26 protein-coding genes are annotated in these 24,349 nt (G+C 69.0%); 6 read left to right on the forward strand and 20 right to left on the reverse strand.

Annotated elements, in window-relative coordinates; genetic code table 11:
- Positions 1-42: 42 nt before the first annotated feature.
- Both KZC52_RS08880 and KZC52_RS08885 read right to left on the reverse strand, forming a co-directional pair.
- The gene (locus KZC52_RS08880; RefSeq protein WP_247623681.1) at positions 43-1,545 is read right to left on the reverse strand and encodes a SulP family inorganic anion transporter; all 1,503 of its coding nucleotides are present in this window, start codon (positions 1,543-1,545) and stop codon (positions 43-45) included.
- A 66-nt stretch (positions 1,546-1,611) separates the two neighbouring features.
- Positions 1,612-1,941 carry a hypothetical protein gene (locus tag KZC52_RS08885; protein ID WP_247623682.1) on the reverse strand — a complete coding sequence of 110 codons (330 nt, stop codon included), beginning with the start codon at positions 1,939-1,941 and terminating at the stop codon, positions 1,612-1,614.
- On the opposite strand from KZC52_RS08885, the gene KZC52_RS17645 reads away from it, so the two are divergent.
- Complete coding sequence (locus tag KZC52_RS17645; RefSeq protein WP_504915100.1) at positions 1,835-2,431, forward strand: TM2 domain-containing protein; 597 nt, start codon at positions 1,835-1,837, stop codon at positions 2,429-2,431. The two genes, KZC52_RS08885 and KZC52_RS17645, sit on opposite strands and share 107 nt — an antisense overlap.
- A 48-nt stretch (positions 2,432-2,479) precedes the next feature.
- Here the strand turns inward: KZC52_RS17645 and KZC52_RS08895 are convergent, their stop codons facing one another.
- Both KZC52_RS08895 and KZC52_RS08900 read right to left on the reverse strand, forming a co-directional pair.
- Complete coding sequence (locus KZC52_RS08895) at positions 2,480-2,809, reverse strand: hypothetical protein (protein WP_247623684.1); 330 nt, start codon at positions 2,807-2,809, stop codon at positions 2,480-2,482.
- A 214-nt stretch (positions 2,810-3,023) separates the two neighbouring features.
- The gene (locus KZC52_RS08900; RefSeq protein ID WP_247623685.1) at positions 3,024-3,350 is read right to left on the reverse strand and encodes a low molecular weight protein tyrosine phosphatase family protein; all 327 of its coding nucleotides are present in this window, start codon (positions 3,348-3,350) and stop codon (positions 3,024-3,026) included.
- Positions 3,351-3,428: 78 nt separating this feature from the next.
- On the opposite strand from KZC52_RS08900, the gene KZC52_RS08905 reads away from it, so the two are divergent.
- Positions 3,429-3,791, forward strand: coding sequence for a UBP-type zinc finger domain-containing protein (locus tag KZC52_RS08905; protein WP_247623686.1), 363 nt, complete (start codon positions 3,429-3,431; stop codon positions 3,789-3,791).
- Between the two features lie 27 nt (positions 3,792-3,818).
- On the opposite strand, the gene KZC52_RS08910 is transcribed toward KZC52_RS08905, so the two are convergent.
- Positions 3,819-4,163 (reverse strand): hypothetical protein, encoded by a 345-nt coding sequence (locus KZC52_RS08910; protein WP_247623687.1) that lies wholly within the window; start codon positions 4,161-4,163, stop codon positions 3,819-3,821.
- Between the two features lie 196 nt (positions 4,164-4,359).
- Positions 4,360-5,310 carry a manganese catalase family protein gene (locus KZC52_RS08915; RefSeq protein ID WP_247623688.1) on the reverse strand — a complete coding sequence of 317 codons (951 nt, stop codon included), beginning with the start codon at positions 5,308-5,310 and terminating at the stop codon, positions 4,360-4,362.
- A 182-nt stretch (positions 5,311-5,492) separates the two neighbouring features.
- Here KZC52_RS08915 and KZC52_RS08920 point away from each other — a divergent pair, with 182 nt between their 5' ends.
- Positions 5,493-6,062, forward strand: coding sequence for a sugar O-acetyltransferase (locus KZC52_RS08920; protein WP_247623689.1), 570 nt, complete (start codon positions 5,493-5,495; stop codon positions 6,060-6,062).
- Positions 6,063-6,082: 20 nt separating this feature from the next.
- On the opposite strand, the gene KZC52_RS08925 is transcribed toward KZC52_RS08920, so the two are convergent.
- Positions 6,083-6,379 (reverse strand): hypothetical protein, encoded by a 297-nt coding sequence (locus KZC52_RS08925; RefSeq protein ID WP_247623690.1) that lies wholly within the window; start codon positions 6,377-6,379, stop codon positions 6,083-6,085.
- A gap of 97 nt (positions 6,380-6,476) precedes the next feature.
- Here KZC52_RS08925 and KZC52_RS08930 point away from each other — a divergent pair, with 97 nt between their 5' ends.
- On the forward strand, positions 6,477-6,776 hold the full coding sequence (locus KZC52_RS08930; RefSeq protein WP_247623691.1) for a DUF7882 family protein: 300 nt from the start codon (positions 6,477-6,479) through the stop codon (positions 6,774-6,776).
- A 104-nt stretch (positions 6,777-6,880) separates the two neighbouring features.
- Here KZC52_RS08930 and KZC52_RS08935 read toward each other — a convergent pair whose 3' ends face one another.
- From KZC52_RS08935 to KZC52_RS08970, 8 genes are all read right to left on the reverse strand, one after another.
- A complete protein-coding gene (locus KZC52_RS08935; RefSeq protein ID WP_247623692.1) occupies positions 6,881-9,025 on the reverse strand; it encodes an LAVTG motif-containing sortase-dependent surface protein in 2,145 nt (714 codons plus the stop codon).
- Positions 9,026-9,247: 222 nt separating this feature from the next.
- The gene (locus KZC52_RS17570; protein ID WP_247623693.1) at positions 9,248-9,982 is read right to left on the reverse strand and encodes a GntR family transcriptional regulator; all 735 of its coding nucleotides are present in this window, start codon (positions 9,980-9,982) and stop codon (positions 9,248-9,250) included.
- Between the two features lie 41 nt (positions 9,983-10,023).
- On the reverse strand, positions 10,024-12,270 hold the full coding sequence (locus KZC52_RS08945; protein ID WP_247623694.1) for an exo-beta-d-1,3/1,6-glucosidase: 2,247 nt from the start codon (positions 12,268-12,270) through the stop codon (positions 10,024-10,026).
- Positions 12,270-13,301, reverse strand: a complete 1,032-nt coding sequence (locus KZC52_RS08950) for an ABC transporter permease (RefSeq protein ID WP_247623695.1) — start codon at positions 13,299-13,301, stop codon at positions 12,270-12,272. The genes KZC52_RS08945 and KZC52_RS08950 overlap by 1 nt, the downstream gene beginning before the upstream one ends.
- A gap of 1 nt (position 13,302) precedes the next feature.
- Positions 13,303-14,391 carry an ABC transporter permease gene (locus KZC52_RS08955; protein ID WP_247623696.1) on the reverse strand — a complete coding sequence of 363 codons (1,089 nt, stop codon included), beginning with the start codon at positions 14,389-14,391 and terminating at the stop codon, positions 13,303-13,305.
- A complete protein-coding gene (locus tag KZC52_RS08960; RefSeq protein WP_247623697.1) occupies positions 14,388-15,194 on the reverse strand; it encodes an ABC transporter ATP-binding protein in 807 nt (268 codons plus the stop codon). Before KZC52_RS08960 ends, KZC52_RS08955 begins: the two co-directional genes overlap by 4 nt.
- Positions 15,191-16,015 carry an ABC transporter ATP-binding protein gene (locus KZC52_RS08965; RefSeq protein ID WP_247623698.1) on the reverse strand — a complete coding sequence of 275 codons (825 nt, stop codon included), beginning with the start codon at positions 16,013-16,015 and terminating at the stop codon, positions 15,191-15,193. The genes KZC52_RS08960 and KZC52_RS08965 overlap by 4 nt, the downstream gene beginning before the upstream one ends.
- Before the next feature lie 134 nt (positions 16,016-16,149).
- Positions 16,150-17,817, reverse strand: a complete 1,668-nt coding sequence (locus tag KZC52_RS08970) for an ABC transporter substrate-binding protein (RefSeq protein ID WP_247623699.1) — start codon at positions 17,815-17,817, stop codon at positions 16,150-16,152.
- Between the two features lie 126 nt (positions 17,818-17,943).
- Here KZC52_RS08970 and KZC52_RS08975 point away from each other — a divergent pair, with 126 nt between their 5' ends.
- Positions 17,944-18,624 (forward strand): TetR/AcrR family transcriptional regulator, encoded by a 681-nt coding sequence (locus KZC52_RS08975; RefSeq protein ID WP_247624736.1) that lies wholly within the window; start codon positions 17,944-17,946, stop codon positions 18,622-18,624.
- 118 nt (positions 18,625-18,742) lie between these two features.
- A complete protein-coding gene (locus KZC52_RS08980) occupies positions 18,743-19,957 on the forward strand; it encodes an amidohydrolase (RefSeq protein WP_247623700.1) in 1,215 nt (404 codons plus the stop codon).
- 138 nt (positions 19,958-20,095) lie between these two features.
- Here KZC52_RS08980 and moaA read toward each other — a convergent pair whose 3' ends face one another.
- From moaA to KZC52_RS09005, 5 genes are all read right to left on the reverse strand, one after another.
- Positions 20,096-21,178, reverse strand: coding sequence for a GTP 3',8-cyclase MoaA (gene moaA / locus KZC52_RS08985; protein ID WP_247623701.1), 1,083 nt, complete (start codon positions 21,176-21,178; stop codon positions 20,096-20,098).
- A gap of 131 nt (positions 21,179-21,309) precedes the next feature.
- Complete coding sequence (locus KZC52_RS08990) at positions 21,310-22,368, reverse strand: ABC transporter ATP-binding protein (protein ID WP_247623702.1); 1,059 nt, start codon at positions 22,366-22,368, stop codon at positions 21,310-21,312.
- A complete protein-coding gene (gene modB / locus KZC52_RS08995; protein ID WP_247623703.1) occupies positions 22,365-23,153 on the reverse strand; it encodes a molybdate ABC transporter permease subunit in 789 nt (262 codons plus the stop codon). The genes KZC52_RS08990 and modB overlap by 4 nt, the downstream gene beginning before the upstream one ends.
- Positions 23,150-23,926, reverse strand: a complete 777-nt coding sequence (gene modA, locus KZC52_RS09000) for a molybdate ABC transporter substrate-binding protein (RefSeq protein WP_247623704.1) — start codon at positions 23,924-23,926, stop codon at positions 23,150-23,152. Before modA ends, modB begins: the two co-directional genes overlap by 4 nt.
- 2 nt (positions 23,927-23,928) lie before the next feature.
- Positions 23,929-24,321 carry a TOBE domain-containing protein gene (locus KZC52_RS09005; protein ID WP_247623705.1) on the reverse strand — a complete coding sequence of 131 codons (393 nt, stop codon included), beginning with the start codon at positions 24,319-24,321 and terminating at the stop codon, positions 23,929-23,931.
- Between the last annotated feature and the right edge of the window lie 28 nt (positions 24,322-24,349).

Genomic DNA, 24,349 nt, shown 5'->3' on the forward strand with positions numbered 1-24,349 from the left:
GAAGCCCCGAGGGCCGGTCGTCGTGATGCAGCGTAATGCGCGCTACCCCTCGCCGCCGAGCTGCCCCGTCAGTCGCCCGTGGAACGCACCGCTCGCCTCGTTCAGCCCGACGAGTTCGACGGACGTGCCGTGCCGGGCGTACTTCGTCTCGATCGCGTCGAGCGCGGCGACGGTCGAGGCATCCCACACGTGCGATCGAGACAGGTCGATGACCACCCGTGCGGGGTCGGCGGCGTACTCGAACATCGTCGTGAGGTCGTTGCTCGACGCGAAGAACAGGGCTCCGTCGACCACGTAGGTCGCGACCTCGCCGTCGTCCGAGACGGTGCGGGTGACCGAGACGACGTGCGCCACCCGGCGCACGAACAGGACGGATGCCGTGATCACTCCCGCCACGACCCCGACCGCGAGGTTGTGGGTGAGCACAACGGCGACGACGGTGACGATCATGACGAACGTCTCGCTCTTCGGCATCCGCTTGAGGGTCGACGGACGGACGCTGTGCCAGTCGAACGCACTGATCGAGATCATGATCATGACGGCGACGAGTGCGGCCATCGGGATCGTCGAGACGAAGTCGCCGAACACGACCACGAGCAGGAAGAGGAAGACGCCGGCGAAGAACGTCGAGATGCGGGTGCGGGCGCCGGAGCGCACGTTGATCATGGTCTGGCCGATGACGGCGCATCCGCCCATGCCACCGAAGATGCCCGACAGCATGTTCGCCGCGCCCTGCGCCCACGCCTCGCGGGTCTTGCGGGAGTGGGTGTCGGTGATCTCGTCGACGAGCTTCGCGGTCATCAGCGACTCCATGAGCCCGACGAGTGCGACGCCGAGCGCGTACGGCGCGATGATCGTGAACGTCTCCCACGTGAACGGCACGTTCGGGATGAAGAGTTCGGGCAGGCTGCGCGGCAGGGCGCCCTGGTCGCCCACGGTGGGCACGTTGATCGCGAACACCAGCACGACGGCGGTCACGATGACGACCGACACGAGGGGCGCCGGCACCAGCTTGGTGATCTTGGGCATGAAGATCATGACGAGGATGCCGAGCGCGACGAGCGGATACACCAACCACGGCACCCCGATGAGCTGCGGCACCTGGGCGCTGAACACGAAGATCGCGAGCGCGTTCACGAACCCGGTCATGACGCTGCGGGGGATGAAGCGCATGAGCTTCGCGACGCCGAGCACGGCCATCAGCACCTGGAAGACACCGGCGAGGATGACGGTGGCGATGAAGTAGTCCATGCCGTACGTCGGGGCGACGGGCGCGATCACCAGGGCGACGGCGCCGGTCGCGGCGGTGATCATGGCGGGGCGTCCGCCGAGGAACGAGATCGCGATCGCCATGATGAACGACGAGAACAGACCGACGGCCGGGTCGACGCCGGCGATCACCGAGAACGAGATCGCCTCGGGGATCAGCGCGAGACCGACGACGAGGCCGGCGAGCACCTCGCGCGTCAGCAAACGGGGGCTCTTCAGCGCGGTGAGCACGGAGGGATTCGCGCGATAGCGCGCGCGGTCGTCGACGGAGGTCACGGATGCTCCAGAGGGGGGTGATGGGCCCGATGGGGCCGATCCACTCTATGCCTCGGGGAGAGGCATTCAGATTGCGTCGAGATCGAGGTGCGCCTCCACTGTGCTGATGGTCTTCCCCATCGCGCGTGCGTAGTGGATTTCACGACGAGTCGCTTCTCCGATGTAGCCGCCCTCGCTCACAATGCGAACGTCGTCGGCGAGGTCAATCCGCCTCAGGTGCAGCTCACCAAGAGCAGTGCGCATAGTCATCGTAATTTCGCCGCTCACTGCTTCTGGAGCGAGCACGATTATGCCGAGTGCGGTCAGTCGTCTCCGCTCGGAGTCAAACAGGTCGGGAAAGCGCAGCGAACCGCAAAGGCACACCACCCTCGGGCTCTCGATCCCCTTGCGCCTCATACGTTCAGTCTGCCCCAGAGCCACATCGGGACGGATATCCTTCCGACGCCCTAAACGACGTGGGGCCGCCCGCTCACTGCTCTCAGCGCCGATAGATTCAGTTCGTGACTTCTCCGAACACCACACCACCGCCGGGTGGCATGTCAATGCACGCGGACAACAGCAGTGGTGGGACGGAACCTCATGGGGACCGATCGCTCCGCAGCATTCGGCGCCGACACCGATCAAGACCCGAACTGCCGCGAACCTGTTGTGGCTATTTCTCGGCGGATTCGGGGCTCACCGCTTTTACCTCCGCAGGTTCAGCACCGCGTGGATGTTCCCGGTGATGGCGATCACGCAAGCGATCTTCCTCGCCAGCGGGCACCCCACGTCACGCAACATCGGACTCTGCATCCTGGTCGTGCTCGTGGGGTGGCTTTTCGTCGATCTTTTCCGCATCCCCATCCTTGTCGACAACGCCAACGGAGTCGCGCGTCCTCTTTACTGATCGCCCCACCCCTGGGGTATGCCGTCGCCAGGATTCGTCAACGCTAGATCAGAAGGCAACCAGGAGACGTAGGAACCCGAGGGGCCCTGCGGCAAGAACGACGACCAGCACGAACAGGCCACTGATCACGAGGGCGGCGAGAGCGACCCCGCGCGGCCGCGATCTCCGGACGGTCGCGATGACGCTCAGGATGAGGGCAATGACACCGACGCGCATGAGCATCAGAGCACCTACGGGGTCCAGCCATCCGTAGGGCATAAGTGACGGCAAGGACAGCAACGACAGGATCAGTGCGCTCCAGGCGAGCGCGCCCAGCGGCTTCGCCGGCCTTGCAAACTCGTCGGCTGTGTTGATCCCGCCGACCTTGACGTCACGCATCAGGCCCCCTTCAGCGGACCGCGGTCGACAGCATCAGGAACAGCGCCCCAGGCCCCCGAAGAAGACGGCGAACGTGATCGTCGATACGAGGGTCAGCCACAGCCAGCCGAGCCGCCGCTCTGCGCGCCTCTGCAGAGACATCATGTTCGGGTGCGGTCATGCCCGTTCCTCTCCCCCTGAAGCTCCGAACCTAGCAGTGCCCCGACACGAACCCTCAGCGCCCTCGAAGATGGGGAGGGACCTTGCGCTGAAGAAGGTCGACCAACTGCGGGTCCATGAAGTCGAAGTCATCGGGGATGCCGAGCACGACGATCCGCACATCTCGCAGGTGTGGCATGAACCGTCTGCTGATCTCGCTCTTGTGCCGTTTCTCCATCACCAGCACGAGGTCTGCCCAGTCGAGGTCGTCGGGAGTGAGGCGTTCTTCGGCGTCGGGCTTGAGGCCTGCGGAGGCGACGCGGATGCCCGGCCAGTCACGGAAGACGTTCTCGGCCGTCGGACTGCGGAGCCGATTCCGGCTGCACACGAAGAGCACGTTCACTCCGCCAGGTTACGGCTCCGTCGGTGGTGGCCCCAGGAGGGCCTGTCCAAGCGGCGAGGGAACCGCGATGATGGCGGCATGACGACAGATCCCGAGATGATCGACGTGACAGTGCCTCCCAGCGGTACGGGGTGCGTGGAATGCGATGAGACCGGCTCGTGGTGGGTTCACCTGCGACGGTGCGCCGCATGCGGACACATCGGATGCTGCGACGACTCCCCGAACACGCACGCGACGAAGCACTGGCACGAGACCGGCCACTCCGTGATGCAGAGTTTCGAACCCGGGGAGGACTGGTTCTGGGACTTCCGAAACGAGACCGCTTTCGATGGCCCGTCGCTCGCCGCACCGACGAGCCATCCCGAATCACAGGCCGTTCCCGGTCCGAGCGACCGTCTTCCCGCCGACTGGATGGAGATTCTCAACGGCGGTGGACGCTGAGGGGCTCGCTCTGAGATGCCGGCCGGGTCAAGCGAGAGCGAAGGGGTAGCGATCGGCGAGTCCGGGGGATATCCGTTCGAGGGCGTGCCGGATGACGCGATCGGACGAGCGATCGCTCGATTCGAGAACGTTCGCCATCTCGAGCCACTGCGGCAGACTCTCCACGACGAAGGCGAAGCGAGCAGCCGACCGCTGACCCTGCTCATGATCGAAGAAGTAGACCTGAGAGTCGGTGTGGAGCAGCCAGTGGTCTCCTTGGCCGCTCTCTCCGAAAATCCACCAGGCATCGGGCCGTTCGCCCCTCAGCCAGTAGTCGGCGTCGTCGAACTCGAGGTTCTCCCGCCGGGCTCTCGCCTCGCCGAAGAAGATCAAGTCCGGCTCGAGCTCTCCTTCCGACGACGAAAGCGCGTCGAGATACGCCGACGGGAGCCAGTCCGGAAGACCCGATGAGTTCGGACGCGTTCTCCGACGTGCTGCGGGATCCGAGGAGGAAGGGGGCATCATCCGCGACCAACGGGTAGCCAGGCCCTCGGATTCATCCTCCGATCATAGGGTCAGCTCGCGGCCCCTATTTCATCCGCCCGAACGTCGCATCGATGTCGGCCATCTCCATCGCCGCGGTCGCCTCGATGAGCTTGCGCAGCTCGTCGTCGGCGCCCGGTGAGAACTCCTCGGGGCGCTCCGGCGAGATGGTCATCGGGAAGCCCTCGGGCGCCTGCTCGCTCGCGTCGAGCTCGGTGCCATCGTTCGACGACGATGCGCCCTGGAAGATCTTGCCCGCCTCGGACTGCGCCGTGAGGTCGAACGAGTAGTTCTTGCTCTGCAGACCGAGGTCGAGGAGCTTCTTCACCTCCGGGAACTGCTCGGCGTTCGTCTTCGGGATCGGCAGCGACGTGCGCCAGTTCACGCCGAGGGTCTCGAGCGCCTTCGCGTAGGCGTTCTCGTGCGCCTGGTCACGCACGATGAGGTACGAGATCGTCGTGCGCGCGGTCTTGTTGTCGGTCATCTCGTACAGCCGACACTTCTGCAGCCGCCCCGTCGATTCGAGCATGAGGTTGTAGAGCAGGTCGAGCACGAGATTGCCCGAGTTGTACACGTAGCTCCCCGACCACGGGTTGCCCACGGCATCCACCGGCAGCGCGCCCTGCGCGCCGACGAGGTAGTGGTGGATGTTGCTGGTGTCGACGGCGATGCTCAGCGGCGTCGCGCCGCCGGCACCGGGCTGATCCACCGGGTCGGTCGGCTTGCCCTGGTACTTCGGCGAACCGTCGAGGAGCCGGGAGATCGTGGTGCCGATCAGTTCGACGTGGCTGATCTCCTCGGTGCCGATGCCCTGGATGAGGTCCTTATACGGCTTGCCGTCGGGGCCGCGGAAGTTGATGCTCTGGAACAGGTACTGCATCATCGTGCGCATCTCGCCGAACTGACCGCCGAGCCCCTCCTGCAGCGCGTTCGCCGCCGCGGGATCCGGCTCGTCCGCGGCGATCTCGTTGATGAATTCCTGCACGTGGAAATACATGGTGCGCCTCCGTCGGCTCTGTGGGGTGTGCGCTCACCGTGCGCCCCCGCGGCGACTTCACCGCGGCCCTCGACGGATGCCCCGGCACGACGTACCATGCCCCCTCATCGCGAGGTCGCCCCACCGGAGCGTGTACCGACAGGGCATCCCTCATTCGCCCGCGCCGACCTACGGTGGGTCGCATGGACCTCACCGACCTCCTCACCCTCCTGAACGCCGGGGAGACCATCCCCGGCGGATCACCCGGCCACGCGGTGATGCACGAGACGAGCCAGGAGGCGCTCCGCATCGCCGGCGAACTCAACACCGGATACCACGAGCCCAACCGTGTGCGAGAACTCCTGGGTGCGCTGATCGGCACACCCGTCGATGACACGGTCACGCTGTTCCCGCCGTTCACCGCGGACTTCGGCAAGAACATCTCGATCGGCAAGCGGGTCTTCATCAACTCCGGATGCCGCTTTCAGGATCAGGGCGGGATCACGATCGGCGACGACAGCCTCATCGGACACAACGTCGTGATCGCCACGCTGCAGCACGGCATCGACCCCCACCGACGTGCCGACCTCATCCCCGCCCCTGTCACCATCGGGAGGAACGTCTGGCTGGGGGCGAACGTCACCGTGCTCCCCGGCGTCACCATCGGTGACGATGCCGTCGTCGGCGCCGGGTCCATCGTCACCAAAGACGTGCCCGCCGGGACGATCGCCCTCGGCTCCCCCGCCCGCGTCATCCGCACCATCGGCGAGTGACGGCGACCCCATACGCGAGGTCAGCCGAGCGGCTCGGGGTCGAAGTCGTAAAGGCCCCCGTAGGGAAAGGCGTCGTTCCCCGTGTCACGGGGGTCGTGCTGCACCGTCTCGGTGGAGATCACGACGCGGGAGCTCGGGGTGATGAGAACCTTCACCCGCCGATTCCCCACGACGACGAACTCGACGAACGCCGCGGGTCCGCTCGCGGCCGTCTCGATCTGCCGCAGGAGCACGTCGAGGTCTTGTTCCTGGGCGAGGTACGCGCTGACGCCGTCGATCAGGATCTCTGTTCTCTCCATCGTTCGCATGCCGTCCATCCGGGCACGATAAGCCCACGCCGACCCGAGCGCGACCGGGGTTGCGCGCGCACGGATGACCTGCAAGAGACGACCGGCGAGGACGTATGGTTGCTCCATGGGAACCCTGGAGTACAACAGCGCCCGCCCTCCGGTCGAGATCGATGATCGGACGCTGGCGCATCTGAAGATCGTGATCGGCACGAAGTTGCGTCGCCAGGAGAGCTTCATGATGACGTGGCTCCCCGAGGCGAAGAACCCGGCCGGCCGGTTGACCATCTGGATGCATCCGAGCATCCCTCTGGTCTTCTCCTTCGACGAGGCGGCTCTGCCGCCGATCGACGGCCGTCGCATCGAGCGCCTGATGGAGTCGCTCAATTCGCGAGGAGAACTGGTCCTCGACCAGCTCGAGGACTGACCCCGCCGAACCACCCCTTCGCGAACGAGCCACCCCCTTCCGCACGGCGCGGAAGGGGGTGGCTCGCGCTGAGAGGGGTGGCTCAGCGCCAGGGAAGGCTGCCGTTACGACTGACGCATCCGGCGGCGCACCATCAGCCCCGCGCCGACCAGCAGCGCCAGAACCGCGGCCCACACCGCCGGCATCAGGATCTCTCCACCGGTCTGCGCGAGCGCCTCGCCACCGGCATCCGCACCCGCGCTCGGCGCCGCGGTCACGGTGACGGCGGCGGTCACCTCGGTGCCGTCCGGCAGGATCACGACGAGCGTGTGCGCTCCGGCCGGAACGGATGCCGGGATCGTGACGGTCGTCGAGAAGGCTCCCGCGTCCGAAGCGGTCACCGTACCGAGGGCGACCGGCGTGGAGCGCAGCTCGAGCTTCAGCTGAGCGCCCGCCGCGAAACCCGCGCCGCTGACCTTCAGGCTTCCGCCCGCGACCACGCTCGACGATCCGAGCACCACCGCCGGAGCATCCGAACCGGGCTCCTCCGCAGCGGTCACGGTGACCGCAGCACTCGTCGCCTCGGCCGGGACGTATCCCTCGAGCGTCCCGCCGACGCGCACGGAGAGCGCACGACCTGCGAAGTCCGCCGGGATCGAGAAGGTGGCCGAGGTCGCACCCTCGATGGCCTCGCCATCCGCCAGCCACTGGAACGAGAAGGCGGTGCCCGCGGTCCACTCGCCGGTCACCGCGGTGACCTCGGCGCCGACCGTCGTCGTTCCGGTGATCGACGGCGTACCGACGACGAGCTCGCCGAGCTCGGGCTCCGCCGCCTGGCAGGCCTCGCCGCAGATCACGAAGTCGGACTGCAGGCCCTTGTGGTCGCTGGTCCACAGCGTTTGCGGGGTGAAGATCTCATCGTCCGAGACGGGCAGGGCGCGGGCGCCGCGCACGATGTCGCCCTTCGGCCCGACGATGCGCGTGCCGGTCAGGCTGAGGCGGTCGTCCGGCGCGAAGAAGATGTAGTCGATCCGGTCGCGCTCGTCGGCCTCGGGCGCCCACGCGAGCTGCGAGACGCTGACGTTGGGGGTGTCGGCCGGCCACGTGAAGCCCGGGTGGGTCACGGGGTCGGGGTACACGGCGCGGTACGCGTCGACGAGACCGCCGTCGCGCAGGATGCGGGAGGTCTGCCACGGGGCGACGACCCCGTTGTGGTCGTAGAGGTTCGCCGTGCTCTCGGTCCAGTCGAGCACCGACGGCTCGTTCATGTCGGCGCCCATGATGGTGAGGCGTCCGGCCTCGCGCTCGTTCGCCATGTCGGCGGTGAGGGCCGCAGCGGATGCCGGTCGCCCGGATGCCTCGTTGGCCGCGAGGATCTGCGGCACGTCGGTCACGGGACCGCTCAGCTTGTTCCACCCGCGCCACTCGGCCGGGAACCCGGAGCCGAGCACGTCGCCCGCGTATCCGCGGGGAAGGTAGGTGGCGTAGTAGCGGTACTCGAGGTGGCCTCCGTACGCGGCGATCTGGGTGTCGCCCACCTGCACGATCGCCTTGGTCCATCCGCCCTGGGTGCCGGGCGTCGTGACGACGCCCACGTCGACGATCGGATAGCGCGAGATGACACCCGCACTGCCGCCCGTGGAGTGGAAATCGAAGCCGAGGTCGCGGGCGACGGCCGCTGCCGCGCTCTGCGCCTCCTCGACGAAGATCAGGTCGGCGCCGATCTCGGCGAGCATGGTCGCGTCGGTGGTCTTGCCCCAGACGTTGAGCTGCACGACCGACAGATCGATCGGCTTCGTCGGGTCGACCTCCGGGCCCTCACCGGGCTCTCCGGTGCCCGGCTCTGCCGCGATGGTGAACGTCGCCGGCTCGCTGACGCGGGAGTAGCCGTCGTTGTAGAGGTACTCGACGCGGTAGTTCCCCGCGGCCAGCGGATTGCCCGCACGGTCGTTCGTGGGCAGCTGCACCGTGCCGGTCGCACCGGGCGCGTACGCCCAGGCCATGCCGCAGGCGTCGCAGGGCTCGGGCCGGGACTCGGGGTAGATCGCCAGCCAGTTCGTGGCCGTCGGGCGATCGGTCGAGTAGGCGACCGAGAGGGTATCCCCGACGGCGACGTCGGAGCTTTCGAGGGTGATCTCGGATGCCGCGGCGGCGGTTGCGGGCGACGCGGCGAGCAGCGGCGACACGAGGAGCGCCCCTGCTGCGGCGAGTGCGGCGAGCAGGGACGCGCTCCGACGACGGCGCACCACGGGGGGAGGTGACGAGGACATGTCTGACGTGATCCTTCCGGGAACAGTGTCGGCGTCCCCGACGGGACGCCCATCGGAGGTCGTGATCGCCTCCTGTAGCGACAGAACAGCCGCAAGATGACCGGTCGATGAACGCGATTCGTCCGAACGGCGACGGCTGCGGCATCCGCTCCGAATCCGGGAGCCCACGATGCACAGTTGTACACCCAGGACCACGGATGCCGTGGGCCGAGGTCGAGCCGCTCAGCCCAGCTCGCGCGTGAGCGAGTATCCCTGCAGCGACGCCTGCATCTGGAACGACATGACATCCGGGAGGTAGCGGTCGTCGCCCGCCTCGATCGCACGACCGTCGGCGGAGTAGCTGACGCGATTCACGCGCAGGAGCGGGCTCGAACGACGCACATCGAGCAGACGGGCGTCTTCGCTCGGAGCCGCGATCGCGTCGATCGACTGCTCGCCCGAGACCATGCGCACGCCGCGCGATTCCAGCGCACCGACCACGGACGGCTCATCGGGCGACAGCTCCTCGACGATCGGGGCGATCCACGACGGATAGGCGGTGCGCTCGAGCATGACGACGCGCCCGTTCAGAGACCGCAGACGCACGACCTCGAGCACCTCCCCGATCCCCCGACCGCCCCGGAACCGGCGCACCTCGGTCGCGGTCGCCGGGCGGCGCTGCTGCGTGAGCACGTGCCCGCCGGGTTCCATGCCGCGGCTCGTCGCCCACTGCGCGAACGACCGCATCTCCGAGAACCGCTGGCTCTGCACCGTCGTGCGCACCAGCCAGCCCGAACCGCGTCGCGGGGCGATCGCGCCCTGCCGCGCCATGAGCACGAGCGCGTTGCGCACGGTGCCGCGCGAGACCTCGTAGTCGGCCGCGAGATGAGCCTCCGAGGGCAGCATCCCGGTGGCGTCGAATGCGCCCTCGGCGATCTGGATCGTGAGGTCGCGGGCGATCTCGCGATATCGATGCACGACGCCAGGTTATCCGCCGTGCGCGTACCACCGCCGGACCGTCATTCCACCGTGAACCCCGCCCCGAGCAGCTTCTCCTCGCGCGACGAGGGGCCGACCAGCAGGGCGAACTCCCCCGGCTCCACGACACGCACGCCCGCGGCATCCACGATGGTGCAGTCGGCCACCGGCACCTCCACCCGCACACGTTCAGACGCACCGGGTGCCAGGTCGACCTGGCGATAGGTCTTGAGCTCGCGATCGGTCCAGCTGACGCTCGTCACGGCATCCCGCACGTAGACCTGCACCGTCTCGCGAACCGGCCGCGCGCCCGTGTTCGTCACCGTCACGTGCCCGACGACGATGTCGCCGAGGCCGAGCGACGAACGCTCCAGCGCGAGGTCCGAGTACGCGACCGTCGTGTACGACAGCCCCTCGCCGAAGCCCCAGGCCGGCGCCTGCGTGAGGTCGGCGTAGCGATCGCCGTGCTGCCCGCGGATCTGGTTGTAGTACGTCGGCTGCTGGCCGACGTGCCGGGCGAACGAGATCGGCAGACGGCCTGACGGCTCGACCTCGCCCGCGATGATCTCGGCGATCGCACGGCCGCCCTGCATGCCCGGGCTCGCGGCCCAGATCACGGCGGCGGCCTGCGAGACGGATGCCGGCAGCACGAGTGGCTTCGACGCCATCAGCACCACCACCACGGGCCTGCCGGTCGCGATCACCGCGTCGAGCAGGGCGTTCTGCCCGCCGATGAGTTCGAGCGTGGCGGTCGAACGGCCTTCGCCGACGAGTTCGATGCGGTCTCCGACGACGGCGACCACGACATCGGCGGCCTCTGCGGCGGCGACGGCCTCGGCGATCAGCGCCTCGTCGGGGGCGCACGGCTTCACGATGCGCGGGCGCGGCTGCCCGTCGGGGAACAGCGCTCCCTGCGGGTCGTCCTCGAGGGTGAGGATGTCGGCCCCGCGCGCGTGCGAGATCTCCCAGCCCCCGACGCCCGAGAGCCCGTCGAGCACGGTCGTGATCATCTCGCGCGGCTGACCGTCAAGCCATCCGGCCTGGCCCGACCCTCCGGCCCAATCGCCGAGCTGCGTCTGCGCGTCTTCGGCGAGCGGCCCCACGACCGCGACCTTCGTCGGCGCCGCGGCATCCAACGGCAGCACGCCGTCGTTCTCGAGCAGCACGATCGACCGGCGCGCGATCTCGAGGTTCAACTCGGCGTGCGCGGCGCTGCCGACGATCTCGTCGAGGTCGTCGCGCGGCAGACGCGGGTCCTCGAACAGCCCCAGCTCGAACTTGAGGGTGAGGATGCGCGCGGCGGCGGCGTCGAAGGCATCCGCCGGCAGCAACCCGCGCTCGACCGCCTCGAGCGCGCCCTCGAAGAAGCGCGGCGTCGTCATGATCATGTCGTTGCCGGCGCGCGTCGCGGCGGCCGAGGCGTGCGCGTAGTCGGGCTGCACGTGCTGCTCCCACACCATCCGACCGACGTTGTCCCAGTCGGTGACGAGGGTGCCGGTGTACCCCCACTCGCCGCGCAGCACGTCGGTGAGCAGCCAGTCGTTGGTGGTGATCGGGATGCCGTCCATCGTCTGGTATCCGAGCATGAACACCCGGCAGCCCTCGCGGGCGACCCGCTCGAACGGCGGCAGGAACCACGAGCGCAGCTTGCGGCGCGAGATGTCGGCCTCGCTGGCGTCGCGCCCGCCCTGCGTCTCGGAGTAGCCGGCGAAGTGCTTCGCGGTCGCGAGCACCGCGGTCGGGTCGTCGAGACCGTCGCCCTGGTAGCCGCGCACCATCGCCGAGGCGAGTTCGCCGATGAGGAACGGGTCCTCGCCGAACGACTCGTCGACACGGCCCCAGCGCAGGTCGCGGGCGATGCACAGCACGGGGGAGAAGGTCCAGTGGATGCCGGTGACCGCGACCTCCTCGGCGGTGGCGCGGGCCACGCGCTCGACGAGCTCGGCATCCCACGAGGCGGCCATGCCGAGTTGGGTCGGGTAGATCGTCGCCCCCGGCCAGAACGAGTGGCCGTGGATGCAGTCCTCGGCGACCAGCAGCGGGATGCGCAGGCGGGTCTGGGCGGTCAGGTCGTTCGCGCGCAGGATGCGCTCGGGCGACGTGTGCAGGATCGACCCGGCGTGACGGCGCAGGACGTGGTCGTCGAGATCGTCGCGCGCGTCGAGCTGCAGCATCTGCCCGACCTTCTCCTCGAGCGTCATGCGCCCGAGGAGGTCGGCGACGCGCTCGTCGATCGAGAGGGCGGGGTCCTGGTACGGCAGAGCCGTGGTGAGGGTGGGAGAGGTCATCACTTCGCGTTCCGGGTCAGGATGGTCGAGGAGTTCTGCGTGGTCGTATCGTCTCGGGTCGAGCTGGGCGGAGCATCCGTGTTCGCCATCGGGATGCTGCGCACCGCCGTGACGGCGTCGTTCACGTCGAGCCCCTTCTTCTTCATCGCGCGCGCCCGCTCGCCCGCTGAGCGCAGGCGCGGGTTGACGTACTCGTCGATGCCGAAGTTGATGAGCGACAGGGCGACGCCGATGATCGCGATGCAGAGCCCGGCGGGCACGTACCACCACCACAGGCGCGGGAACGCGCCGTTCTGCTGGGCCCAGAACAGGATCGTTCCCCAGTTGAGGTTGTTCACCGGGATCACCCCGATGAACGCGAGCGTCGTCAGGCCCAGGATCGCGGCGGTCACGGTGCCGACGAAGCTCGACGCGATGAGCGCCATGAGGTTCGGCAGCATCTCGACCGTGATGATCCGGCGCAGAGGTTCGCCGTTGGCGCGCGCCGCCTGGATGAAGTCGCGGTTGCGCAGCGACATCGTCTGCGCGCGCAGCACACGCGCACCCCACGCCCAGCCGGTGAGGCCGAGCACCGCGGCGATGAGGATGATCGGCGGGTTGTCGAACTGCGAGGCGATGATGATGATCAGCGGGATGCCGGGGATCACCAGGAACACGTTCGTCAGCGCCGACAGCGACTCGCTCTTCCAGCCGCGCACGTAGCCGGCGATGACGCCGATCGTGATCGCGATGACCGTGGCGATCGCGGCCGACAGGAAGCCGACCACGATGACGCCGCGGGTGCCGAAGATGATCTGGCTGAGCACGTCCTCGCCCATGTGCGTCGTGCCGAGCCAGTGCTCGAACGACGGCGGTTGGCGCAGCGCCGAGCGGTCCTTCTGGGTCGGGCCGTAGGGCGCGATCCAGTCGGCGAGGATCGCGATGAGCACGAAGATGCCGAGGATGATGAGCCCGGCGATCGACTTGCGGTTGCGGAACATCGCGAACGCCTGCGCGAGCTGCGACCAGAAGGTCTTGCGTGTATCGGTCATCTCAGGCCTCCGTCTGGCGGGTGCGCGGGTCGAGGTACGCGTAGACGACATCGGCGAGGATGTTGGCCGCGAGCACCGAGAGCGTGATCACCAGGAAGACGCCCTGCATGAGAGCGAAGTCCTTGGCGTTGGTGGCGTCGAGCAGCAGCTTGCCGAGGCCGGGGTAGCTGAAGACCATCTCCATGACGATCGTGCCGCCGACGATGAAGCCGATCGAGAGCGCGAAGCTCTGGATCTGCGGCAGCACCGCGTTGCGCGCGGCGTACGCCCAGAGCACGCGCCGGTTCGGCATGCCCTTCGCCTGTGCGACGGTGATGTAGTCCTCGTCGAGAACGGTCAGCATCATGTTGCGCATGCCGAGCATCCATCCGCCGAGCGACGCGATGATGATCGTCATCGCGGGCAGCGTGCCGTGCATGATCACCTGGCCGATGAAGTCGAGGCTCCACTCGGGAGACTGGCCCTTGTCGTAGGCGTGCGACGACGGGAACCACTTCAGCGTCGACGAGAAGATCGCGATCGCGATGAGCCCCAGCCAGAAGTACGGGATCGTGTTGAAGAAGGTCGTGATCGGGATGAGCGCGTCGAGCCTGCTCCCCCGCTTCCAGCCGACGATCGCGCCACCGACGGTGCCGATGAGGAACGAGATGATCGTTGCGAGGCCCACCAGGCCCAGCGTCCACGGCAGGGCGGCGGCGAGCACCTCGCCCACCGGCCGCAGCCCGTGCAGCGTCGAGATGCCGAGGTCGCCGCGGAACAGCATCCCCCAGTACTCGACGTACTGCTGCCAGATCGACTTGTCGCTGTCGATGCCGAGAAGGATGCGCAGCGACTCCGCCGCCTCCGGGCTGACGTTGCGGTTGCGCGCGAGGTACGAGCTGACCGCGTCGCCCTTCATGAAGCGCGGCAGGAAGAAGTTGATCGTGATCGCGGCCCAGAGGGTGAACAGGTAGAAGCCCGCGCGCCCGAGGAAGAAGCGCCAGGCGACCGGGCGTCGCCCGCGCTCGGCCGTCGTCGCGGTCGTGCCGACCTCGAGCGCGTCCTGCTGGATGAGGTCGTTGTCGTCGAGCTGGGGGAATGCGGTGCTCACAGCGCGCCTCCGTTCGCGGATGCCGAGGCGAAGTGCTTCTCGGGATCGGGGGATGCCGCGCGCAACTTGCGCGTGTACGGGTCCTGCGGGTTCAGGATGACGTCGTCGGCGGTGCCGTACTCGACCACGCGCCCCTGGTTGAGCACCATGATCTCGTCGCTGAAGTGGCGCGCGGTGGCGAGGTCGTGCGTGATGTAGAGCACGCCGAGCCCCTCTTCGCGCTGGAGGTCGGCGAGCAGGGTGAGCACCCCGAGGCGGATCGAGACGTCGAGCATCGACACCGGTTCGTCGGCCACCAGGATCGACGGACGCGAGGCCAGCGCGCGGGCGATCGCGACGCGCTGGCGCTGACCGCCCGACAGCTCGTGCGGGCGGCGATCGATCACGGCATCCGCGTCGAGACGGACGCGCGCGAGCAGGCGCCGCACCTCGTCTTCGGTGTCCTTCTTCGGCACGACGTCATCGAGGCGGATCGGCCGCTCGAGGTGGTAGCGGATCGAGTGGTACGGGTTGAGCGAAGCGAACGGATCCTGGAAGACCATGCGCAACTGCTGGCGGTATCGCCGCAGGCCCTTGCCGCGTCGCGGCACGGGTGCGCCGTCGAGCAGCACCCGACCGCTCGTGGGGGTCTCGAGCTGCGTGAGGATCTTCGCGATCGTCGACTTTCCGCTGCCCGACTGACCGACGAGGCCGAGCGTGCGCCCCGAGTCGAGGGTGAAGCTCACGTCGTCGAGCGCGGTGATCTGCCCGGCGCCGCGCACCGTGTAGGTCTTGGTGATGTTCTGGAACTCGAGGGTGGTCATCGCACCAGCACCCCTCTCTCCCCGGTGAGCCGGGGAAACGACGACAGCAGCGTGCGCGTGTACTCCTGCTGCGGCTGCCGCCAGATCTGCTCGGCGGTGGCGAGCTCGATGATCTCTCCCTCGCGCATGATCGCGATCCGGTCGCTGATCTCGAGCAGCAACGGCAGATCGTGGGTGATGAAGATCACCGAGAAGCCGAACTCGTGCCGCAGCTGCGAGATCTGCTTGAGGATCTCGCGCTGCACCAGAACGTCGAGTGCGGTGGTCGGCTCGTCCATCACCATCAGCTGCGGACGCAGCGCGAGCGCCATCGCGATCATCACGCGCTGGCGCATGCCGCCCGACAGCTCGTGCGGGAACGAGCGCACCCGCTGCCGCCCGACCTTCACGATCTCGAGCAGCTCCTCGGCCTCGGCCCGGCGCTGGCGGCGGTTCATGTCGGGGCGGTGGATCTCGAACACGTCCTCGAGCTGCGACCCGATCGTCGCCACCGGGTTCAGGGCGTTCATGGCGCCCTGGAACACCATCGACACCTTGTCCCAGCGGAAGCGCTGCATCGCATCGACGTCGAGGGAGTTGATGTCGACATCCGCACCGGAGGCGTCGTGGAAGGTGACGTCACCACCGGTGATCACGGCCGGCGCCCGCAAGAGACGCTGCACGCCGTACGCGAGCGTGGTTTTGCCGCATCCGCTCTCGCCGGCGAGACCGAGGATCTCGCCGCGCTGCAGTTCGAGGGTGACGTTCTTGACCGCCGCGACGGGCGGATCGACGTCGTACACGACCGAGAAGTCGCGCACGGTGAGGAGGGGGTCTGGCATGGGGGTTCCTTCGTGGGGGCGTCCTTCGTCTCGTCGCTACACTCCTCGCTCAGGAACCGGTGCATGGCGACCGGTCCCGCTCAGGAACCGGTGCATGGCGACCGGTCCCTGAGCGAGCGGAGCGAGACGAAGGGCTACTCGGCGGGCTTCAGCTTCGTGAGGATCTGCACGATGTTCTGCTGCGTCGGGTCACCCGAGGCGTAGGGGTCCTCCTCCGACGGCCAGCCGACGTAGTTGCGCGTGTTGTACTCGCCCAGCAGCGGGTGCGCACCGAGCGGGATCGCCGGCACCTGCTCGACGAAGATCTTCTGCAGCGTGTCGAGCGATGCGGTGCGCTCCTCGTCGGAGGAGGCGTTCGCGTAGGTGTTCAGCGCCTCGGTCGCGGCGGGGTCCTCGAACCGGCCGAAGTTGAAGCCGGCGATGCCCTCCGGGGAGATCCAGCGCGGATCCATGGTCGAGGTGTACAGGCCGTAGGCCGTGCCGCTGTCCTCGAGCCAGTGGATGATCGCCGAGAACGTACCGTTGTCGCGCGGGTCGGCCCAGCCGCCCCAGTCGGGCATGTCGATCTTGACCTCGGCGCCGATGGACTCCTTGACGTCTTCGGCGATGAGCTCCTGCGCGGTGTTCCAGTCGCTCCAGCCCGAGGGCACCGAGAGCGTGAACGAGACGGGCGTGCCGTCGGGGTCGACGAGCGCGTCGTCCTTCCACGTGTAGCCCGCGCCCTCCAACAGGTCGCGCGCCTTCTCGGCATCCACCTCGTAGTTCTGGCCCGCGAACTCGGGCTGGATCTCGTCCTCGAGGATCGACGACAGACCGGTCACCGACCACACGGGCTCGCTCGCGCCCTCGCGGGCGATGTCGACGTAGGCGTCGCGGTCGATCACCCAGGCGAGCGCCTGACGGAACGCGGGGTCGTCGAACGGCTTCTCCTGCAGGTTCATGAACAGCGTCGCCGATCCCGTGGTCGGGGCGACGAAGAACTTGTTGTGCTCGGGGTCGGCCGAGAGGAACTGCTCCTCGATCTGCGGGATGAAGGCCTGCGCCCAGTCCGCCTCGCCCTGTGCGAGGGCGGTGGTCAGCGCGGTGTTGTCGCCGTACGAGACGTAGTGCAGCTCGGGCACGGCGAGGTCGCCGCCCCAGTAGTCGTCGCGGGCCTCGAGGGTGACCGACTCGGTCGACCAGTTCGAGAGGACGTAGGGGCCGGTGCCCACGAGGTCATCGCCCGTGACCGGGTCGGTGGCCGGCTCGTCGAGGTTCTCCCAGATGTGCTTCGGCACGATCGGCACGTGCAGCACGCGCGCCTGGTTGACGTACTTCGACTCTCCGAAGGTGAGGGTCACGGCGTCGCCGTCGACGGTCGCCCCCTCGAACTTCAGGCCGGCGGTGTCGAGCGCGGGGGTCGAGACGAGCTCGTAGGTGAAGACGATGTCGTCGGCGGTGAAGGGTTCGCCGTCGCTCCAGGTGACGCCCTCGCGCGGCACGACCGTGAGCTGCGTGTAGTCGTCGTTCCACTCGATGCTCTCGGCGAGCCACGGGGTGACGCCGCGGTCGCCGGTCTGGTTGACGAGCCCGAGGGTCTCGAAGATGACCTTGCCGTACCCGTACTTCGAGGCGGCGGAGTCGCCGACGTAGGGGTTGTTCGACTCGGTGGTGATCGCGCCGTCGGGCTTGGCGATCGTGAGGGCGGCGGAGCCGGCGCCCTCACCGGCATCCGATGATCCACCGGACGAGCATCCGGCGAGCGCGGTGGTGCCGAGCGCGGTGACCGCCGCGAGGGCGATCAAGGACCTTCTGAGCTTCATTGCTTCTCCTTGGGGGCACGGGTCATTGTGCTGCGTTGCCGTCGAGCGGTCGGTCGATCGACGGCGTCGTGATTTGCTTACTGGCGAGAAAGTAAGCTTTCGTGAGGTTACCTACTGGTGAGTAAGATGGCAAGCCTGAACACCAACGACGGGGGTCCCGTGAACGAGAGCAGCGAGAAGTCGCGGGTGCGCCCGGCGACCCGCGCCAAGCGCGAGCTGATCCTCCAGGCCGCCGTCGAGATCTTCGGCAACAAGGGATCGACCAACGGCACCCTCGCCGATGTCGCCGAACAGGTGGGCATGACCCACGCCGGCGTGCTCCACCACTTCGGCTCGAAGCAGAAGCTGCTGCTCGAAGTGCTCGCCTATCGCGACCAGACCGACGTGGCCGACCTCGCCGAGAAGCACATCCCGGACGGGCCGGAGCTGTTCCTGCACCTCGTGCGCACCGCGTTCGCCAACGAGCTGCGCCCCGGCATCGTGCAGGCGTACACCGTGCTCTCGTCGGAGTCGGTCACCGACCACCACCCCGGACGCGAGTACTTCGAGGAGCGCTACACGACCCTCCGCCGCGAGGTGACCGCCGCGTTCCACGAGCTCTGCGCACAGGAGGGCGTCACCGCACCCGACACGATCGCCGCGGCATCCGCCAGCATCCTCGCCGTCATGGACGGCCTGCAGCTGCAGTGGCTGCTGCACCCCGACCTCATCGAGCTCGGCGAGACCAGCGCCTTCGCCATCCAGGCGATCGTCACCGCGGTGCTGCGCCCCGGCCCCGCCCTCGAGACCTACGTCGCGGGCGCCTGACCCGGGCGACCCCGTGCACTGATCGGTGCGAAACGCCGGTTCTGGAGGCTCACCCCCGACGTTCTGCACCGATCGGTGCACCAGGCGCGACCCGCTCGCCGCCGGATAGGCTCGGGCCATGACGATCGATCTCGAAGCGCTCTACGTCGACCTGCACCAGCACCCCGAACTCTCCTTCCAGGAGACCCGCACCGCCGGCATCGCCGCCGGCCACCTGCGCGACCTCGGACTCGAGGTGCACGAGGGCGTCGGGGTGACGGGCGTGGTCGGCATCCTGACCAACGGCGACGGCCCGGTCGTGTGGGTGCGCGCCGACATGGACGCACTGCCCGTGGGCGAGCAGACCGGCCTCGCCTACGCGAGCACCGCGACCGGCATCGACCCCGCCGGTAACACCGTGCCCGTCATGCACGCCTGCGGCCACGACATGCACGTGACCGCGATGATCGGTGCCGTCGAGAAGCTCGTCGCCGAGCGCGCCGAGTGGTCGGGCACGCTCGTCGTGCTCATCCAGCCCGCCGAGGAATATGGCGCCGGCTCCCGCGCGATGCTCGACGACGGGCTGCTCGACATCGCCCCGAAGCCCGACATCGTGCTCGGCCAGCACGTCACCCCGCTGCCCGCCGGCACGATCGGGGTGCGCCCCGGCACGCAGATGGCGGCATCCGACGGCCTCACCGTCACCCTGCACGGACGCGGCGGGCACGGCTCTCGCCCGCACTCCACGATCGACCCGATCGTGATGGCCGCGGCCACCGTCATGCGCCTGCAGACCATCGCCTCGCGCGAGGTCGACCCGCGCGATGTCGCCGTCGTGACCGTGGGCTCGATCCACGCCGGACTCAAGAACAACATCATCCCCGCCGAGGCGAAGCTCGAGCTCAGCCTGCGATACCCGAACGACGAGATGCGCGACCGCGTGCTCGCGAGCGTCGAGCGCATCGTGCGCGCCGAGGCCGCGGCATCCGGAGCCGAGCGCGAGCCCGAGATCCGCACCGACCACACCCTGCCGCCCACGATCAACGATGCGGATGCCACGGCCCGCGTCACCCGAGCGCTGCAGAGTGTTCTCGGGGAGGCATCCGTCGTCGATCCCGGCATGTTCACCGGCAGTGAGGACGTCTCCTGGTTCGCCCGCGACACCGGCGCGCCCCTCGTGTTCTGGTTCTGGGGCGGCGTCGACCCGGCGACGTTCGCGGCGGCGATGGCGGGCGGCACGCTCGACAAGGACATCCCCACCAACCACTCGCCGTACTTCGCGCCGGTCATCCACCCGACGATCGAGGTCGGGGTCACCGCGATGTTGGCCGCTGCGCGGGAGTTCCTGGGCTGAGGCGGCGGCGGGCCCGTGCACTAACTCAGGAAGAACCGGTCGGATTGCCCCTTCCAGCCCGTTTTCGGCGCGTTTCGGCGAGTTCTTCCTGAGTTAGGACCACCCGCCCCGCGCATAGCTCCGCGGAGAACCGCCCGCTCAGCCGCCGATCGCGTTCATCCCCCGGGCGGGCTGCAGGAACGACGGGTCGTCGATCGCATGGCCCGGCAGCTTTCCGAGGATGCAGGACCGCAGCAGGTCGGCGATCGCGTCGTCGCGCTGTCCGGGAACGGATGCTTCGCCCCGCAGCAGCGTCGTGAGGTCGTACTCGTCGTTCGAGAAGAGGCAGTTGCGCAGCTGCCCGTCGGCGGTGAGACGCAGGCGGTCGCAGGCACCGCAGAACGGGGCCGTGACCGAGGCGATCACGCCCACCTCGTGGGGTCCTCCGTCGATGCGCCATTTCTCGGCGGGCGCTCCCCCGCGTCCGGGAACCGGCTCCAACGACCACCGCTCACCGAGGGCTTCGAGGATCTCCTCGCGCGTGACCATCGTCGCGCGATCCCAGGTGTGCCCCGCGTCGAGCGGCATCTGCTCGATGAAGCGCAGTTGCGCGCCGACGCCCATCGCGAATGCCACGAGGTCGGCGAGCTGGTCGTCGTTGACGCCGCGCATGGCGACGGCGTTGAGCTTGAGCGGTCGCAGTTCGGATGCCGCGGCCGCCGCGATGCCCTCGAACACGTCGTCGAGCCGGTCGCGCCGGGTGAGGTCGGCGAAGCGCTGCCGGTCGATCGTGTCGATGCTGATGTTCAGGCGCGTGAGTCCCGCGTCGATGAGTGCGGGGAGCTTCTGGGCCAGGCTGATCCCGTTGGTCGTCATCGCGACCTCGACCGGCCCGTCCTCCCCCTGGATGCGTGAGATGCGCCGCACGACGTCGACGATGTCGGGCCGGAGGAGCGGCTCGCCACCGGTGAGACGGAACGTGCGGATGCCGAGGGCGGCGGCCACCTCGGCGACTTCGACGATCTCGTCGGTCGAGAGGATGCTGGTGCGTGCGAGCCACTCGTTGCCCTGCTCGGGCATGCAGTAGGTGCAGCGCAGCGAGCAGCGGTCGGTGAGGGAGATGCGCAGGTCGCGGTGCACGCGGCCGTGGGTGTCGACGAGTCCGCGCGGGTCGACCGCCGCCCGCTCACGAGACTCGGCAGCGGGCGCTCGGCGGCCGATCACGACCGGTACGGCCGTCATCGCTCCCCCTCGATCCCCGTCATCCTCCGAGAATAGCCGCTGGAATACCGGTCAGGGCGGGTGCGTCGGCGATCGACGGGGGATTGCCAGGGCCCGGCGGTCGGCCCGGCCGAACGGATGCCGCCGCCGGATCAGTCGACGGCCACGAACCGCACGGCAGCCGGATCGACGCTCACCCGCACGGTGCTCCCGACGGCGAGCCCGCCGGCATCCGCCAGCGGCACGTCGACGACCCCGAGACCGGTCCGCACGCGCACTCCGGTGAGGGTCTGCTCCAGATCCGCGATGGTGGTGGTCCAGGCATCCTCGCGCCCATCCGCCTCTTCCCCGACCAGCCGCGCATCCTCCGGGCGGAACACCGCGGCCAACGCCGCCCCGTCGACCGCGGCGTGCGCCCGCGACGCGGCATCCGCACTCGCGAGTCGCACCTCGCCGGCCCTCCAGTCCCCGCCGTCCGCGACGCCGACCAGGCGATTCACCCCGCCGATGCTGGCGACGAAGTCCGACGCCGGCTCGCCCAGCACCTCACGCACCGGTCCGCTCTGCGTGACCCGCCCCGCCTCGATGACGAGCAGCCGGTCGGCGAGCGCCACCGCATCGGCGGCATCGTGGGTGACGGCGACGGTCGTGACGCCGGCGAGCTGCTCGCGCAGCATTCGGCGGATGCCGGCCGCCGTGTCGGGATCGAGGGCGACGAGCGGCTCGTCGAGCAGCACGGCCTGCGGCGAGGCGGCGAGCGCGCGGGCGACGGCGACGCGCTGGCTCTCGCCGCCCGACAGCTCGTGCGGCATCCGATCGCCGGCGCCGGGGAGGCCGACGCGTTCCAGCCAGGCATCGGCGGATGCCCGGGCCTGGCGAGCCGCGACGCCGGCCGACCGCGGGCCGAAGGCGACGTTCTCGCGCACGGAGAGGTGCGGGAAGAGGCGGGCGTCCTGTCCGAGCAGCACGATTCCGCGGCGCATGGGGGCGACCTGCACGCGGGGCGCGGCGGTGCGGTCGACGACCTGCTCGCCGACGGAGATCTCGCCGCCATCGAGTGGCACGAGCCCGGCGAGCGCCTGCAGCAGCGTCGACTTTCCTGCGCCGCTCGGGCCCATCACCGCGACCGTCTCTCCGGCGGCGACGGCGAGGGCGACGTCGACCGCGAAGTGCTCGCGCTCGACGACCACATGCGCCCGCAGCGCCGTCATCGCGCCGCCCCCGGCCGCCAGCCCCGCACGAGCAGGAGCACCGCGATCGCGGTCGCGAGCAGCAGCAGCGCGAGGGCCACCGCCGCGCCCTGCGAGACGCCCGCACCGTTGAACGCGGTGTAGATCGCCAGCGGCATGGTCTGCGTGACCCCCGGCCGGTTGCCCGCGAAGAGCGCGGTCGCCCCGAACTCGCCGATCGCCCGGGCGAAGCACAGCACGACGCCCGCGACGATGCCGGGAGCCGCGAGGGGGAGGGTGATCCGGCGCAGGATCGTCCAGCGTCCGGCGCCGAGGGCGGCGGCCGTGCGTTCGTGATCGACACCGGCGGCGCGCACGGCTCCCTCGACGGCGAGCACGAGGAACGGCAGGGCGACGAACGACTGCGCCAGCACGACCGCGGGAGTGCTGAACGACAGGCCGAGCCCGCCGAGCCACCCCGCGCGCCCGAAGAGGTAGAGGAGCGCGACACCGCCGACCATGGGCGGCAGCACGAGCGGCACGGTCACCACGGCGCGCAGCACCGCCGCGACGCGGGGGCCGGAGCGCGCGATGAGCAGGGCGAGCGGCACACCGACGACGATGCAGAGCAGCGTGGCGACGAGTCCGGTGCCGAGCGAGAGAACGAGTGCGGAGCGAGCGGCATCCGAGGTCACGTCGTCGAGGAACGTCACCCACTCGACCCGCGAGATCAACGCGATCAGCGGCAGCAGCAGGAAGACGAGCCCGATCGTCGCGGGGATCGCGAGTGTGCGCGGGGCGTACCCCGGCACGCGGGCGGCGCTCACGGCTTCCCGAATCCGAACTCCGCGAGGATGGCCTGTCCGGCATCCGACAGCACGAAGGCGACGAAGGCCTGCGCGGCATCCGGGTTCGGGGCATCCGCGAGGGCGGCGATCGGATAGTGGTTCACGACGTCGTCGGCGTTCTCGGGCACGACGCCCTCGACGTCGTCACGGCCGATCACATCGGTGGCGTAGACGAGGCCGGCGTCGGCCTCGCCGGTCTCGACCTTCGTCAGCACCGCGGTGACGTTCTGCTCGAGGCTCGCGGCCTCGATCGTGACGCCGGCCGCATCGAGGAGCTTCGCGGATGCCGCACCGCACGGCACCTCGGCCGCGCACAGCACCGTCGTCACGTCGGCGAGATCGGCGAGGTCGGCGATGCCCTTCGGATTGCCGGCGGGAACGGCGATCACGAGGGTGTTCGAGGCGAACAGCTTCGGATCGACGGCGGCATCTCCGGCCTTGTCCATGTTGGCCTCGTCGGCCGAGGCGAACACGTCGGCCGGGGCGCCTTCGAGGATCTGCGTCACGAGGGTGGAGGAGCCGTCGTACACCGGCACCACGGTCACGTCGGGGTGCTCGGCCGTGAACGCCGTGGCGATCTCGTCGAAAGCGCCCGCCAGCGAGGCCGCGGCGTAGACGGAGACCTCACCGTCGAGCGTGTCGGCCGCGGCTTCCGTCGACGATGGGGCGGGCGCCGCGTTCGCGCACCCCGCGAGCGCGAGTGCGAGCGCGGCGATGCCGACGGCGGTGGAGCGGCGCAGAGAGCGGTGCATGGTCAACCCTTCGGGACTTCGATGACGACCTGGGTCGCTTTGGCGGAGGCGGTGGCGAGCGAGCCGATCTCGAGCCGCAGGTCGCGCGCGGCCTCGGCCGACATGAGCGAGACGACCCGGTGGGGCCCGGCCTGGATGTCGATCTGCGCCATCAGCCCCTCGATCTGCACGCGCGTGACGATGCCGACGAAGCGGTTGCGGGCGCTCGAGAGGGAGTCGCTCTGCGCGGTCGCCTCGTCGGCGAGCTCGAGCGCGCGGGCGGCGAGGGCATCGCCGGGGATCTCGGCGGGCGTGGAGTCGGTCACGGGCAGCAGACCCTGATCGACCCAGCGGCGCACCGTATCGTCGCTGACCCCGAGAAGCTGGGCGGCTCGTGCGATCCGATACGTCTGCATAGACACGAATCTACCGCACATGCGGAGA

Source organism: Microbacterium galbinum, from assembly GCF_023091225.1.
GTDB lineage: Bacteria > Actinomycetota > Actinomycetes > Actinomycetales > Microbacteriaceae > Microbacterium > Microbacterium galbinum.

Coding starts and splice junctions, on each gene's coding strand:
- KZC52_RS08935 (WP_247623692.1), bottom strand. CDS start 9,025: ATGTCCTCGTCACCTCCCCCCGTGGTGCGCCGTCGTCGGAGCGCGTCC.
- KZC52_RS08945 (WP_247623694.1), bottom strand. CDS start 12,270: ATGACCTCTCCCACCCTCACCACGGCTCTGCCGTACCAGGACCCCGCC.
- KZC52_RS08895 (WP_247623684.1), bottom strand. CDS start 2,809: ATGCGTGACGTCAAGGTCGGCGGGATCAACACAGCCGACGAGTTTGCA.
- KZC52_RS08885 (WP_247623682.1), bottom strand. CDS start 1,941: ATGAGGCGCAAGGGGATCGAGAGCCCGAGGGTGGTGTGCCTTTGCGGT.
- KZC52_RS08990 (WP_247623702.1), bottom strand. CDS start 22,368: ATGACGGCGCTGCGGGCGCATGTGGTCGTCGAGCGCGAGCACTTCGCG.
- KZC52_RS08980 (WP_247623700.1), top strand. CDS start 18,743: ATGACGATCGATCTCGAAGCGCTCTACGTCGACCTGCACCAGCACCCC.
- KZC52_RS17645 (WP_504915100.1), top strand. CDS start 1,835: ATGCCGAGTGCGGTCAGTCGTCTCCGCTCGGAGTCAAACAGGTCGGGA.
- KZC52_RS09005 (WP_247623705.1), bottom strand. CDS start 24,321: ATGCAGACGTATCGGATCGCACGAGCCGCCCAGCTTCTCGGGGTCAGC.
- KZC52_RS08920 (WP_247623689.1), top strand. CDS start 5,493: ATGGACCTCACCGACCTCCTCACCCTCCTGAACGCCGGGGAGACCATC.
- KZC52_RS08925 (WP_247623690.1), bottom strand. CDS start 6,379: ATGGACGGCATGCGAACGATGGAGAGAACAGAGATCCTGATCGACGGC.
- KZC52_RS08915 (WP_247623688.1), bottom strand. CDS start 5,310: ATGTATTTCCACGTGCAGGAATTCATCAACGAGATCGCCGCGGACGAG.
- KZC52_RS08970 (WP_247623699.1), bottom strand. CDS start 17,817: ATGAAGCTCAGAAGGTCCTTGATCGCCCTCGCGGCGGTCACCGCGCTC.
- KZC52_RS08930 (WP_247623691.1), top strand. CDS start 6,477: ATGGGAACCCTGGAGTACAACAGCGCCCGCCCTCCGGTCGAGATCGAT.
- KZC52_RS08965 (WP_247623698.1), bottom strand. CDS start 16,015: ATGCCAGACCCCCTCCTCACCGTGCGCGACTTCTCGGTCGTGTACGAC.
- KZC52_RS08960 (WP_247623697.1), bottom strand. CDS start 15,194: ATGACCACCCTCGAGTTCCAGAACATCACCAAGACCTACACGGTGCGC.
- KZC52_RS08905 (WP_247623686.1), top strand. CDS start 3,429: ATGACGACAGATCCCGAGATGATCGACGTGACAGTGCCTCCCAGCGGT.
- moaA (WP_247623701.1), bottom strand. CDS start 21,178: ATGACGGCCGTACCGGTCGTGATCGGCCGCCGAGCGCCCGCTGCCGAG.
- KZC52_RS08975 (WP_247624736.1), top strand. CDS start 17,944: ATGGCAAGCCTGAACACCAACGACGGGGGTCCCGTGAACGAGAGCAGC.
- KZC52_RS08950 (WP_247623695.1), bottom strand. CDS start 13,301: ATGACCGATACACGCAAGACCTTCTGGTCGCAGCTCGCGCAGGCGTTC.
- modA (WP_247623704.1), bottom strand. CDS start 23,926: ATGCACCGCTCTCTGCGCCGCTCCACCGCCGTCGGCATCGCCGCGCTC.